The sequence below is a fragment of the Faecalibacterium sp. OM04-11BH genome (assembly GCF_003482185.1).
Classification (GTDB): domain Bacteria; phylum Bacillota; class Clostridia; order Oscillospirales; family Ruminococcaceae; genus Faecalibacterium; species Faecalibacterium tardum.
Window position 1 is genome coordinate 1 of record NZ_QULS01000016.1, and the last position, 12,738, is coordinate 12,738.

Consider the following 12,738-nt stretch of genomic DNA (forward strand, 5'->3'; position numbering starts at 1 on the left):
TCTCGATGCAGTTCTTCCGCCTCCCTGAAAGAGCCGGTATCGCGGAGAAGGGCTGCCAGATTGTTGCAGCCCCTTGCCAGCGCAGGTAGATAAACATCGGGATTTTTCTCGGCGAGTTCTCTGCGGCTTTTCAAAGCCTCCCGATACAGTTCTTCCGCCTCCTTGGAAGAACCGGTATCACTGAGAAGGTATGCCAGATTGTTGCAGCTGATTGCCAGATCAGGCAGATAGGCATCGGGAGATTTCTCGGCGAGTTCTCTGCGAATTTTCAAAGCCTCCCGATACAATTCTTCTGCCTCCTTAAAAGAGTTGGTATTATAAAGAAGGCATGCCAGATTGCTGCAGCCCCTTGCCAGAGCAGGTAGATAAGCATCGGGATTCTTCTCGGAAAGGTCTCGATAAATCTTCAAAGCCTCCCGATACAGCTTTTCAGCCTCCTTGAAAGAGTTGGTATCACAGAGAAGGACTGCTAGATTGCTGCAACTGTTTGCTAGGACTAGGAGATAAGCATCGGGATTCTTCTCGGCGAGTTCTCTGCGAATCCTCAATGCTTCCCGATGCAGTTCTTCTGCCTCCTTGAAAGAGCCAGTATTGCGGAGAAGGATTGCCAGACCGCTGCAGCTGATTGCCAGATCAGGCAGATAGGCATCGGGACTTTTTTCAGCCAGCTCTCGGCGAATCTTTAAAGCCTCTCGATATAGTTTTTTCGCCTCCTTGAAAGAGCCAGTATTGCGGAGAAGGATTGCCAGACCGCTGCAGCTGATTGCCAGATCAGGCAGATAGGCATCGGGACTTTTTTCAGCCAGCTCTCGGCGAATCTTTAAAGCCTCTCGATATAGTTTTTTCGCCTCCTTGAAAGAGCCGGTATCGCGGAGAATGGCTGCCAGATTGTTGCAGCTCGCTGCCAGACTGGGCAGATAGGCATCGGGATTTTTCTCGGCAAGTTCTCTGCGAATCTTCAAAGACTCCCGGTGTAGCTCTTCCGCCTCCTTGAAAGAGCCGGTATCATAGAGAAGGCCTGCCAGATCATTGCAGCTGCCTGCCAGACTGGGCAGATAGGTATCGGGATTTTCCTCGGTTAGCTCTCGGCGGCTTTTCAAAGCCTCCCGATACAGTTCTTCTGCCTCCTTAAAAGAGCCAGTATTACAGTAAAGAACTGCCAGATTGTTACAGTTTGTTGCCAGAACAGGCAGATAGGCATCGGGATCTTCCTCGGAGAGGTTACGGTAAATCTTTAAAGCCTCCCGATATAGTTTTTCAGCATCCTTGAAAGCGTTGGTACTACCGAGAAGGATTGCCAGATTATTGCAGATTAGTGCTAGATCAGGCAGATAGTCATCCGGATTCATTTGGGCTAATTTTCGGCGAATCTCTAGGGCTTTCCGATACTGATTCTCTGCTGCCGTAAAATCGTTCTGCGCGGAATAATCCAACCCCATCAGGTTACTCAGTGTTGCCCGCTGTACTGCGCTGGTATCCGGCTCCAGCGCATACCAGTGCTCCAGCCGCTGCGCGATCTCAAGAGATTTCTGATATTGGCACTGGCCCCTCAGAAAGGAAGCGTACTCATACAGCACGTCTGGCTCTATCTGGTGTTTCGTTGCCAATGCGGTGATGTCCTCATAGACTGCGATGACCTTTCGAGCATTCTCCGCCGTGTTGCCCTCGGCCTTATAGGTGTCGATCAGCGTTTTCTGACCGGAGATATATTCTAGGATCGCATCTTTTTTGATTTCAATGATTTCCTCCGCCTGGCGTATCTCCTTTTTCCACGTCTGATCTTCCAGCAGAGTTCTGGCAGCCTCGTAGTTGCCCATGTCGATCATCTGCAGGGCGTCCCGCTCGCGCCAGTTCAAGGACTGACCCAGCTGGCGTTTTTCCGTGGACTGACGGAACAGCTGCAGGACATCCATTTCCAGCGTGTGGAGCTGCTCTGCAATTTTGTTCCGCTGCTCACTGTTTGCCAGCAGGCGCTGCATGGCATCTCCCGCTGGGTTCTTTGCATACTCCAGTGCCAGTTTGCCCATCTCGTCTTCCAGCTGGGCCTTCTGTGCCAGAAGCTTCTGGACCGTCTCATTTTTACTGTAAAGCGGGATGTCTGCCACGGAGAACATCTTGTGGCCGTCCAGGGATGCCATGCCGTCCTCGACCTTCACTGTGCCGCCTACGGTCTGATCGCGGGTCAGTTCCAGCAGCATATTCAGTTTGAGCGTGTCCACATTGCCGAAGGTGGAATAATAATGCCCGATCTCCTGATCCAGACGGTTCATGAAATCACGGATGTTCTTGCTGGCAGATTCCCCCTCTGGCAGCTGCCGGAAGTAGGTGTAAATCTTAGGAGCACCGGCTTTTCGGAACTGATCCAGTGCCGTATCAAATTCCTCGATCGTGTAGATGGCATCGTCTGCCCGGTCAGAGCCTCTGCCGAAGAGGATATAGAAATACTGTGCTTCCCGGATGGTCTGGTTGTACTCTGCCTGCTTCCGGTCCTTTGCCACCGCATTGGAAAGGTCCTCGCAGATGGTGAGTTGAAAATAGATGCCGCGTGGGACGTAAATATCGTTCAGCGAGCGGATGAAATCGCTCAGGCTTGCCCGCTCCTGCGCGAATTCGATGATGGAAGACGCGATAAACAGCTTGATGTACTTCATCTGATCTCCTCCTGCATTCCCTGCAATGCACCGGCAGAACCGTCGGCACGTTCGCACTCATAAAATCAGCCGGGATACATTTATAATACCACGGACTTCTGAAAATGTGAATGCGCCGTCTGAAAAATCCTGCAGGGTCGTTCTATTATAAAAATATGAAGTGTCCACTCATTTGCCTGAGAATGAGCGGACGCTTTTTTCGTTATGCCAGTTTCATGCTTTCTTTCAGGAACCTTCACAAAAACACAGAATAAGAAGCGGCTGAAAGAAGCGGATACGGTATGATGATGCCAGAAACAAACCCGAAAGGAGAACAGAACAATGACCGCAGAATTACAGGCAAAGCTGGCTGCGCGGATCAGCCGGGAATATTTTCTGAGCGAGGACGCCGCAAAAAAGCAGGCACAGGAGGCGGTGCAGCACTGCCCGGATCTACTGCAGAAGAATCTGGAGCAGTGGGCAGCCGGAGAACCGTTGACAGAGATCAGCATCGACGGATACTCCGTTCCCATGCTCCTGGCACTCTGGCACAGCCCGGATTTTCTCGGAGCAATGGAGGTGCTTGCGGAGTATCTGACCGGTGACCGCGACAAGGCAGAACGCCGGATCTGGCGGACGCGGAGGTGATCCAGGTGAGCGACTATGGAGCGCATCCGACCCAGTACGGGAACCTGAGCGATGGGAACCTTTATGCGATGTACCGCGAGAGCGTATACCGCAGCCTCAGCGAAAGCCAGAAGCTGGATCTGCTGCAAGAAACCGTAAACCGGGACGCCGCAGCGAGAGGCGAGGCGGGAAGTCCGAGGGTTCAGTTTGAAAATATGCCGTCCAGGACCGACGGCTATGCTGAAAAAGGCGTCATTTCCGTGAACCGTGATCTGGCGGTGAACGGAACCCAGACGGCGACGTATCAGGGCAAAACGCTGCAGCATACGATCAATGACTACAATATCCAGAGCCTGGTCACAGTGCTCCACGAGAATGTGCACTGCTATCAGGACCAGATCATTGACGGCACGATCCGGAATGCGGATCCACAGCTTGCGGCAGAATATCGCGCCAACGACTTCACGATAAGTATGGTCCAGCAGGGAAACAATCTGGACTTTGGAAGCCAGTACCTTACAGGCGAAACATCCAACGGCTACTACATCTATTACTTTCAGGCCACAGAACGGGATGCTTTCCGGTGGTCAGAAGAGGAAGCAAGCCGCATCGTGCAGGAACTCACAGCAAAGTACGGCATGGAACCATCGTTTGAGGCCTACGAAAAAACGCTGCAGGCGAATGGCTATTCCGTGATGGAGGCGGAAGCGATCCAGCGTTTTCAGAATCCGGACTTTGTAAAAGACCTAAACCAGGTGCTGATGAACCAGTATTATGACACCCACAAGTCTGTGGATGCCAGAACAGAACGGGCTGTCAAGAACGAAATGGTACAGAGTCGGCAAGCTCTGCAGCCTGTCACGACAAGGTCGTTATCCACGGGAAAGGAGCAACAGAATATGAGTTTCCAATATACACCGATGACAGTCGAAGAATATGACCAGTTTCTTCGCAATGCGGTCAACGAGTACTATGTGCACGCCATGAACGACCCGAACATAAGCAAGGAAGAAGCGCTGCGGACATCCGGTGAAGCGGCTGAACGCTATCTGACGGCGATGGAGGAGTACAAAGCAGCCATGGAAAACAATGCAGAAAACAAGATCGGTGCTGTGAACGACAACTTGAATACCGGCGGACCGGTAGAACAGGCCTCTGCAGGTGCCGTGAATGAACAGACAGAGCAGACCTCGGTGAACACAGGCGTGGATGCCGGCACAGATGTCGGCGTGAGCAACAGCGAAGGCTGTGACGAAGATGTAGGTCTGGGTGGAGATCTGGACCTGTGAGAAAGGAGCATCATAATGGCATACGAATTTGGAAACCGCCTCGCGGAAAGCACTGCGGCAAATCAGAACCGGAATGCGGGAGTTTATACGAGAACGCTGATCGGACAGACGATCCGGGAAACACCTGTCCCGGTATGGACCGCCGAAGCGGCACAGCATCCGTTTGTGACGTTTGAAGATCCCTCCACCAGAAAACGGATTGGGATCAGCAAAGACATGCTGTCCTACGGGTTCCTCACCCTTGCGGAGCCGGGCGGCGGCAAAACCAATCTGCTGAACATGATCACCAGGCAGCTCCTTGTCAGCCAGGAAAAAGGCGACAAGATCATCATCTTTGATACCAAGGGCGATTATTACCGGGAGTTCGGCGACCGCATCCCGAAGAAGGATTGCATTGTGGTCGGTGCGGGCAGCGAGTATGCTGGCCTGACCGGCTGCCACAATCTTTTTGCGGAGATCATGCCCCGCGCCAGCAATGACCGGTTGGTGTATACGCCGGATTCGGATTCCGATGCGCTGGAAAAAGCAAAGCAGCTTTTTTCCGGGATGCAGAGCGAGTCGCAGCCCATCTTCCCTGCCATGGCTGAGCAGATCGTGGCCGGATTGCTGATCTATTTCATGCGCCGGTACTGGATGTCGGAACCGGAGAAGCTGAACAATGAGGCGTTCATCCGGTTTGTCACGGCAAGTACGAATGCGGAACTGAAGGCCGTCTTTGAACTGGACTATATGAAGGACTACCGGAACTGCATCAGTTATATTGCCGGTACCAATAACCAGACGCAGGGTGTCAGCAGCTACATCGGCACAGTCCTCCGGGAATTGTTCATTGGCCCCTTTGCAAAGCATGATCCGGGCAGGGAGTTTTCCATGCGGGAAGTCGTGGATGCTGCAGACCGGAAGGTTGTATTCGTTGAGTATGACCTCCGCCGCGGCAAGACCCTTGCGCCCATGTATGGCCTGCTGATGGACAGTGCGCTCGCCAATGCGCTGGGAGGCCGGAATACAGCCAGAAACAACGTCTATTTCATCTGGGACGAAATGCTGTTACTGCCTAAATTGACGCATTTCTCTGATGGGTTGAATTTTGGACGTTCGCAGGGCGTGAAGATCCTGTGCGGACTTCAGAATTTTTCCAGCTTGGCAGATATCTATGAAGAGATCGGAGCCAAGCGTGTCCTGTCGTCGTTCCAGAACATCGTCGCTTTCCACAATTCGGACTATGACACGCGCTGCTTTTTGATGAACCGGTTCGGTGCGAACTACCAGAACCTGTCTTTTTCAAGCCAGCAAAGCAATATCCACACGCAGCGGGAAGGCCACACAGTTGAGGATAACGATATCCTGTCGCTGGGATTGGGCGAAGCAATCGTCAGCCTGAAAAATGAGGCACCGTTCTTTTTCCGGATGCCGCGGTATCACTGATAAACAAAGGAGACGAGCAGTATGTTTGAGAGCAACAAAGGAATGGTCCTGCGCGAGTGCGACCGACTGAATGAAACCAGAGGCGTTATGACCGGCAGCGTGAGCCATACGACCTTTTTCCACCGGATCCAGGGAGATTTGCTGATTTCCGGATATCTTGCTTCGAACCTGTCACTCATCACCGACCTGGTTCTGGAATATCTATGCCGGAAGGATATGCCGACGATCCTTCTGTCGTGCCACCCGGAACTGTTTGGCCGGATCCGCGGGATGTGCGCAGGAGCGGAGGAACAGATCGCCATTTCGGATTCGCTTGAACGGAAGTACCAGCCCTTCTATGGATTGGGAAAAGAGAAATTCCTTCACTTTATCCATCGTGCAGCGGAGCTGCTGGGATATCACACCATGATCGATCGGATCCTGCAATATGCCTCTGCAGCGTTGAATATTGTTGCCATGAAGTATCCGGTGTCTCTGCCGGCACTGTCCGCACTGCTTCTGGAAGACGATGATCGAATCGCCGGATATGCGCTTACACTGGGGCTGAACAACATGGTCACTGACGTGATCCTGGCAAACCACGAGGCAGGCATCTGTCTGCGGCGCATCTGTGAGAAGCTCAGTTCTGTATTTGACGCTGTGGCAGATCCTGACGCCGATACCAAATACGATCTTCAGAGCGGAACACAGAAGGGCATCCCACTGCAGGCGCTCTATACGACATCCGCAGAACAGGCCCTGATGAACGAATACCTGAAAGAAGAACTGGCGGCCGCCCTGAAAAAGGTCAACCGGATCCGTGTGATCGTGGATGAACTGGAGTTCGTACCGGAAGATGTGCTTCTCCGTTATTTGTTCAGTATGAAACGGCAGGGACGGATCGAACTGATCTATATCTCCCGGAATGCAAAAGAATCCACGGAAGGCGCGGCCCTGAGTTTTTCCAATGTTGTGCTGTCGGGGCATGATCAGCCGGCAGTCACAGAAGAACTGTCCCAGGCTTTATGGGGGACCTATCTCTACAGCTACCCGGTGCCGAATGTCGGCAAGCCGCCGGCTCTGATCTTCACTCCCCGCAAAACAGTCAACTGGGCGATCGCAACGCAGGAGCGGCTGAGAGTCCGTGCTGCCGACCTTTTTCCGCGACAGGGGTTTCTGGGGCAGATTCCGGATCAGTTTGCGGTAAAGACTGCTGCGAATGAGTACATCTATCTGGTTCCTTCTGCACGGTTCCTGTCATCAAAGGGAGCATCCCCGACAAGAGCTGCACTTCACGCCTGATACCGGTTCACTGTCCGGCCTGAAGAAAATCCTGCTTTTACTTTCAGAATCAGTGCAAAAAGAGCAGCTCTGAAAATAAGGGCATGCTATAATGGAACCAGAGCAGAGAAAAAGGAGGAATTGCAAATGAAAAATGAAAATGATATCTTTGGTTCCGAACGCGGCTTTGGCGCGGACACCGGTATTTCCGCAGTTACAATAACCACCCTGATCCTGTCAGCGATCTCCATTGCTGCGGCAATCTTTGTGATCATCAACTTCAATATCATCACCGCTGTGATCGCGATGTGGGTGTCGGAATTGCTGGCATCGGCGATCATCATCCTGGCCGTTGTAGCGGAGATCCTATGTCTGATCCTGAGCCTATCCAGGAGCTTCAGAAGATGGTAAATGCAAGAAGGAGGAATTTGTCATGTATTATCAGGATGTTACCGTCTGGACTGTCATCAAGCGGTTTCTTCTCGGTTGGCTGGCTGCAGGAGCGGTGCTGGTGCTTATAAGCTGCGTGCGCTACAGGCAGTGCATCGCCGCAGCTATTGCCAACAACACCTGGGCATGGATCAACGCGGTCATGCCGATCGGCATCGTGATCATCATGTTGTGGGTGCTGATCAGATCTTTTTTGCGATAACAAAGGGGAAAAAGGAAAATGCCTGCATATAAAAAAATCACCGATCTGAAGGTCTATGTCCAAGAGCTGCTGAATAGCGGCGCACCGGTCTGCACAGCGGAAAAGACTGCGCGCATCCTTGCCTGTCCGGGCGTGCCGGGGAAACAGGTCATTTCGTGGTCTGTGGATGCCGGCGGTGCGGCTGTGAAAGAGAAAGAGGTTGTGGTTTCAACCGACGCATCCGGCCATCCGGACTGGATCGCCACCAAGGCGGATGCGTCAGGCAGCCCTGTGGCCGACTGTCATGCCCACCTTAATCAGTGGATCATCGGCGACAGTACGTTCCGGAGAAAATACACGGCTATACCGGGTCAGCCTGATCTGTACAAGCCCATGGGCGGTCCGCAGCGCTTTGTGTTTCTTTCGGAGGCCATCCACATCGTGCAGTGGGGAGAAGAATGGAATGTGGACGCAGGCGGGTATATCAACATCACGGATCCGGAGGATCTCTATGTCATTTCCGGCCGGGATTTTTCGGACACCTATCGGGTCGTCTGACGGATCCGGCCATCCGGAGAGCGGTATTTCGGGCCCGGCCAGAAACCCGCAGATTTCCCGCACTGCCGCACGAACAGAGAAAAGCAGGCCACCACTGTGCATAAGCGGGGCCTGCTTTTGCTTTTCCAAAGGAGAGGGTGGAGCCTTCCGGCTGTCAGATGCCGTTCAGCGCCTCCTGCACAGGGGCCGGAGGTTCATGCTCGATCCAGCGTGCTTCGATAAGTTCCGCGCTTGCGAGAACATGAGAGCGGTCGAACTCGGCAAAGTCCTTCGGCGTATAGATCCAGCCAATCGTGGTGGCACGGTCGGTATTGTTCAGCTTGACGGTGTCTTTTTCCCGGGATGCAGCAAAGCGCTTCCAGTCGTTCTTGTGGGGCTGTTTTCCGTCATCTGGCGTCAGCGCCTGTTTCATCTGCTCTGCCAGCACGGCCAGTTCCTGCGATGCGCACAGGCAGCCGTGGAGCCGCGCAATGTACAGCTGCTGCTTGGGATTTCCTTCTTCCATATAGAAGAGCACCTGCTCCGGCGGTGCGGCTCTCCAGCCGCGAGAATAAGCCCACCGGATCCAGCGTGCATGTTCGATGCAGACAAGCTCCGGGATAAGGACTTTGCCGTTTTCCCTGATGGCTTCACGGAACTGATCTCCCATGTCATGGGCAAGCTTTGCGTTTGCGTCCTCTGAGCCGACGGTGCCGAGCGGTGCATCAGACACAATGTGTTCTGCACTGGCCGTTCTGATCTGGAACATCTGGTAGGGCAGATACAAGGCGGCAGCCATGGAGGAATCCCGGTTGTACATTCTGGCATAGTAGTCCACCAGATTTTCATTCTTTACGTCATCCGCTGCATTCCAGGCAATCCCGCAATACTGCAGATGCACGGATTCTGCCACTCGTTCCCAGTAGCCGCCATCCATGGCATCCCAGGAGTAGCTGTCTGTGAGAAGGCCGAAAGAAATCAGGTTGTAATTGTTATACCAACTGCTACCATGATCTACGGTCTGGACGACCATATTCTCCGCGAGATATGCGATGTCCGGATCTTTGCAGTAGAAGGCAATGCGCGGTTGGCTGCCGTTCTGAAGAGGTGTACGCCCTGCGACACAACTCCGCACATTCCACTCCCGCAGCCGGATTGCAAGGTTGAGGCTTGAGATGTCATCGCCTGCGTCGATTACATAATAATTGAACGAGTTCGGCATCGCTTCGATCTTGTCAACATATCCTGCGAGCCGATAATCTGAAAGCGCCGGAAGCGTGAGATCCTCTGCCAGAAACGTCACATGGGAAGTCATGTCGGCATCCGGAAGTGCTTCAAACATGGCGGGAAACTCCAGCCGCATTGTATTTTTGATCTCCTGCGCCACGGGCGACAGCAGATGGAACTTTACCGTAAGTCCGGGGTAAGAAAAAGTACTGAGCCAGTATGCTTCGCGCAGCAGGCGGCTGGCAAGCGCGGCATTCCTGTCACAGATCACCGTGAAATTGATGACAAACGGGCCGCGCTTCAGTTCCTTGCCGGACACGCACTGGATCAGCTCGTAGATCGGATGCCGGGTGAGGAGGGCCTGTGCTGCCCATTTTTCATCGTCGATGAGGAATACCTTGACAACGAACTGACCAAGACGCTTCATAGCTGTATCGACCAGCGCGGCATAACGATCCTCCGAGGCTCGCAGATAGATCGCAGTTCCGCTCCAGTGCCGGGTAGACTGCTCCGGGCTGACCGGATTGCTGCGCTCCACAGCGGCGATCCGGTCCAGAAGACATAACAGATCATGGAAATTCTTTTCCTGGTCATCATCAAACAACAGGTAGCGGGTCTCCTGTCTGAAGTCCACAGAATCCTGAAGGGCTTTTTTTTCGGGTGCACAGTACACCCACTTTTCTGCAGCTTCTTTCTTTTTCAATGCATCATCTGCTTCTTTCCGCAGTGTATCCGGTGCAGACTGCAAGACGGTTTTTGTGTACTGGTTGATGCAGTTGGAGACCACTCTTGCTGTTCCGTGCAGTGCTTTGGCACGCGGACGCAGAAGAAGCGGCGCTGCATCGAACCCGTATTTGTTCAGCAGGACCTCCCGCGCCCTGGCATAACCGAATTTGTAAGCGCGGAGCATCAGCTCCTTCGGACTCAGCAGAGTGCCGGATCTCTTGTACCCGTGTCCTGCGTAGCAGACAGACAGCATGTAATATGCTTCGCCCCGGACAAGGTCCGGCGCGAACCGCAACGCAAGAATGCCTTCTGCTGCTTTGCCGCAGGTGAAGAAATCCTTCTGTCTGAACGCGTCTCTGCACTGCTCCAGCAGCTTGGCAGAGCGGTCGTTGTCTTCTGCCAGCCGCTTTTCTTTCCATGCCTCAACGGCCTGGATCTCTGTGCCTTCCTTTTTGGGGGTAAGAAGAAGGAAGGCGAGGTCTTTCGTCAGGGCGTCGTTATTCCAACTCCAGCAGGACCAGGTGAGCGCGATCACGGTCAGGTAAGCCAGCTGCTCCTCCAGTGTGCCCAGTTTTTTCAGGCCCTCGGCGTGGCTGGCCAGGTCGGGGTATTTTTTTGATTTATTCTTGAGCCGTTCCAGCAGCATCATCGCGTCTGCCGAAAAATCTCTTCGCTCGTTTTCTGTCAGCTCTGCCAGCATGATCTGCAGCTGCCCACGGATGTGAGGAAGCAAGGTGAACTCACCGGTCCTGAACCCCGCTTTCCGGGCAAGATCGATCAGGTTGTTTCCCACGGCCTCATACTGCCGTTCGGAGTAGAGCTTTCCTGTGTTGGGATTCTCTGCGCAGATAAAAAACGGCTGATGGAAGCTTCCTTCAGGTTGGCGAGATCCGTTCCGTCGGGCATCAGGCGATACTCCGCCGGCAGTAATGCGCACAGGATGCGGTGCTGGTTGTTCTTTTTATCGGGATTTCTCTCTTCAGGCCGTCCCGCCTGCTTTGCAAGAGCTGTGGTCATCCTGTCCCGCGTCTTTCGTGCATACAGGCCGCCCAGCGAGATCCGGAATGGGCCAGATAAGCATTTTTCATCCATTACCTTCAGGCGGCATTCTTCTTTCAGAGAGGGCTTTGTCATCATAACTGTTCCTCCATGTTCCAAACCAGAACCTCTGCGAATGAATGACTTCCGGTGCATTTTGCACCGTTTTGACCAGTATAGCATCCGCAAAGCATGACCGCAAGGCTTCTTTCACGAAAAATGCAGGTTACTTTCAGGAAAGACCTCTCTGTGAAATGTCTGAAATATGGAAACATGGTATAACTGTCTCAGCCGAAGGGCCAACGGATAAAACAAAAGAAAAGGAGCTGAGACTATGCTGATCTATTCGAACAATCGAAAAAGCAAGTATCATGAGGTGCCCATCTGGAAGGCGGATCGGTGCATGCGTTTGCGCGGTCTTGCTGATTCGCTGACGCACAAAACCGATTTCCGGACGAAGGGTGAAAAGAACACCCTGAGCGGCGGTTACTATGAGCACGTCCGCCGTGAACTCCAGACGCTGGAAGCTGCGCAGGTGGCATGGCTGAACAAGAGCCTTGGCCCAAAGATCGCTGAATTCAAGGCAATGCCCCGTGCCTCTGACTACGGCGACAGCACACCGCGTTCCACTACCGGTGCGAGACGCGCGGCTCGCGAAGCAGGCGCGCGCCGGGCTGCCGCGCAGGGAAAGCGGCGTGAGCTGATCGCCTCCATCCGCAGTGAACTGCTGACGGCAGAAGGCGAGATCAACACCGCCTATTGCACGGCCAACGCCGCGCTTACCCGCTATGGCAAGGCCAGCAAGTTCAAGGTGCTGGATGAAGAAATCCCGCACTTTACTGCAGTTTTTTCGGCAGCGGATTATGCCAAACGTCTCGGAATTGAGGAGGTGGTATCATGAGCCTTTTTAAGAAGAAGCCGCAGATGCCCGCCCAGGGGCGCGAACAGGTGGAGACAGATTTTGAGCATCACACGATAATCCATCACCTTCTCTTTGCCTATCCTGACGATTATACATCTTGTGGAGCGTATCCTGATTATTCCTCTCCAGAATATTTTTCAGATGTGCTTGCAAAGGCAGAGGAAGCTATCAAGTCTCTGGATCTGGACGAGACAACGACGGAAGGTTTCACGGAAATGGTGAAATTGAAAGCGTACCAGAGTATGCTCTCCTCGCTGGTCGAAACACGGCAGAGTCACCACCGTACCGCCTTGAATCTCCGGTCCGATCTGCTCCTTCAAATCGACAATCTGAAGTCGAGTGAAGCTATGATCCAGCATGAACTCGACGCCGTCGAAGCTGCGATTGTTCGTCTGAAAGCCTAAAATAAGAATGGAGGAAACGCAT

The 12,738-nt window shown here is 53.3% G+C and carries 12 protein-coding genes; 9 read left to right on the forward strand and 3 right to left on the reverse strand.

Features of this window, described 5'->3' with window-relative positions; translation table 11 throughout:
• The coding region (locus tag DXB44_RS12115; protein WP_118658883.1) for a tetratricopeptide repeat protein at positions 1 to 2,651 on the reverse strand (2,651 nt) is incomplete at its 3' end.
• Positions 2,652 to 2,972: 321 nt separating this feature from the next.
• Here DXB44_RS12115 and DXB44_RS12120 point away from each other — a divergent pair.
• The 7 genes from DXB44_RS12120 (at position 2,973) to DXB44_RS12150 (ending at position 8,420) form a co-directional block, all read left to right on the forward strand.
• Positions 2,973 to 3,278, forward strand: coding sequence for a hypothetical protein (locus DXB44_RS12120; protein WP_118658884.1), 306 nt, complete (start codon positions 2,973 to 2,975; stop codon positions 3,276 to 3,278).
• 5 nt (positions 3,279 to 3,283) lie between these two features.
• Positions 3,284 to 4,546 (forward strand): hypothetical protein, encoded by a 1,263-nt coding sequence (locus DXB44_RS12125; RefSeq protein WP_118658885.1) that lies wholly within the window; start codon positions 3,284 to 3,286, stop codon positions 4,544 to 4,546.
• Between the two features lie 15 nt (positions 4,547 to 4,561).
• Positions 4,562 to 5,971: a type IV secretion system DNA-binding domain-containing protein gene (locus tag DXB44_RS12130; RefSeq protein WP_118658886.1), complete on the forward strand. Its 1,410-nt coding sequence runs from the start codon at positions 4,562 to 4,564 to the stop codon at positions 5,969 to 5,971.
• 21 nt (positions 5,972 to 5,992) lie between these two features.
• The gene (locus DXB44_RS12135; RefSeq protein ID WP_118658887.1) at positions 5,993 to 7,252 is read left to right on the forward strand and encodes a hypothetical protein; all 1,260 of its coding nucleotides are present in this window, start codon (positions 5,993 to 5,995) and stop codon (positions 7,250 to 7,252) included.
• A 126-nt stretch (positions 7,253 to 7,378) separates the two neighbouring features.
• The gene (locus DXB44_RS12140; RefSeq protein ID WP_118658888.1) at positions 7,379 to 7,642 is read left to right on the forward strand and encodes a hypothetical protein; all 264 of its coding nucleotides are present in this window, start codon (positions 7,379 to 7,381) and stop codon (positions 7,640 to 7,642) included.
• 22 nt (positions 7,643 to 7,664) lie between these two features.
• On the forward strand, positions 7,665 to 7,883 hold the full coding sequence (locus tag DXB44_RS12145) for a hypothetical protein (protein ID WP_097839765.1): 219 nt from the start codon (positions 7,665 to 7,667) through the stop codon (positions 7,881 to 7,883).
• 18 nt (positions 7,884 to 7,901) lie between these two features.
• Positions 7,902 to 8,420 (forward strand): hypothetical protein, encoded by a 519-nt coding sequence (locus DXB44_RS12150; protein WP_118658889.1) that lies wholly within the window; start codon positions 7,902 to 7,904, stop codon positions 8,418 to 8,420.
• A gap of 154 nt (positions 8,421 to 8,574) precedes the next feature.
• Here DXB44_RS12150 and DXB44_RS12155 read toward each other — a convergent pair whose 3' ends face one another.
• Both DXB44_RS12155 and DXB44_RS12160 read right to left on the reverse strand, forming a co-directional pair.
• Complete coding sequence (locus DXB44_RS12155) at positions 8,575 to 11,145, reverse strand: hypothetical protein (protein ID WP_118658890.1); 2,571 nt, start codon at positions 11,143 to 11,145, stop codon at positions 8,575 to 8,577.
• Positions 11,130 to 11,489, reverse strand: a complete 360-nt coding sequence (locus DXB44_RS12160) for a hypothetical protein (RefSeq protein ID WP_118658891.1) — start codon at positions 11,487 to 11,489, stop codon at positions 11,130 to 11,132. Before DXB44_RS12160 ends, DXB44_RS12155 begins: the two co-directional genes overlap by 16 nt.
• Before the next feature lie 235 nt (positions 11,490 to 11,724).
• On the opposite strand from DXB44_RS12160, the gene DXB44_RS12165 reads away from it, so the two are divergent.
• Entirely contained in the window at positions 11,725 to 12,291 is a 567-nt protein-coding gene (locus DXB44_RS12165) for a hypothetical protein (protein WP_097839768.1), read from the forward strand.
• On the forward strand, positions 12,288 to 12,716 hold the full coding sequence (locus DXB44_RS12170) for a hypothetical protein (RefSeq protein ID WP_118658892.1): 429 nt from the start codon (positions 12,288 to 12,290) through the stop codon (positions 12,714 to 12,716). Before DXB44_RS12165 ends, DXB44_RS12170 begins: the two co-directional genes overlap by 4 nt.
• Positions 12,717 to 12,738 lie beyond the last annotated feature (22 nt).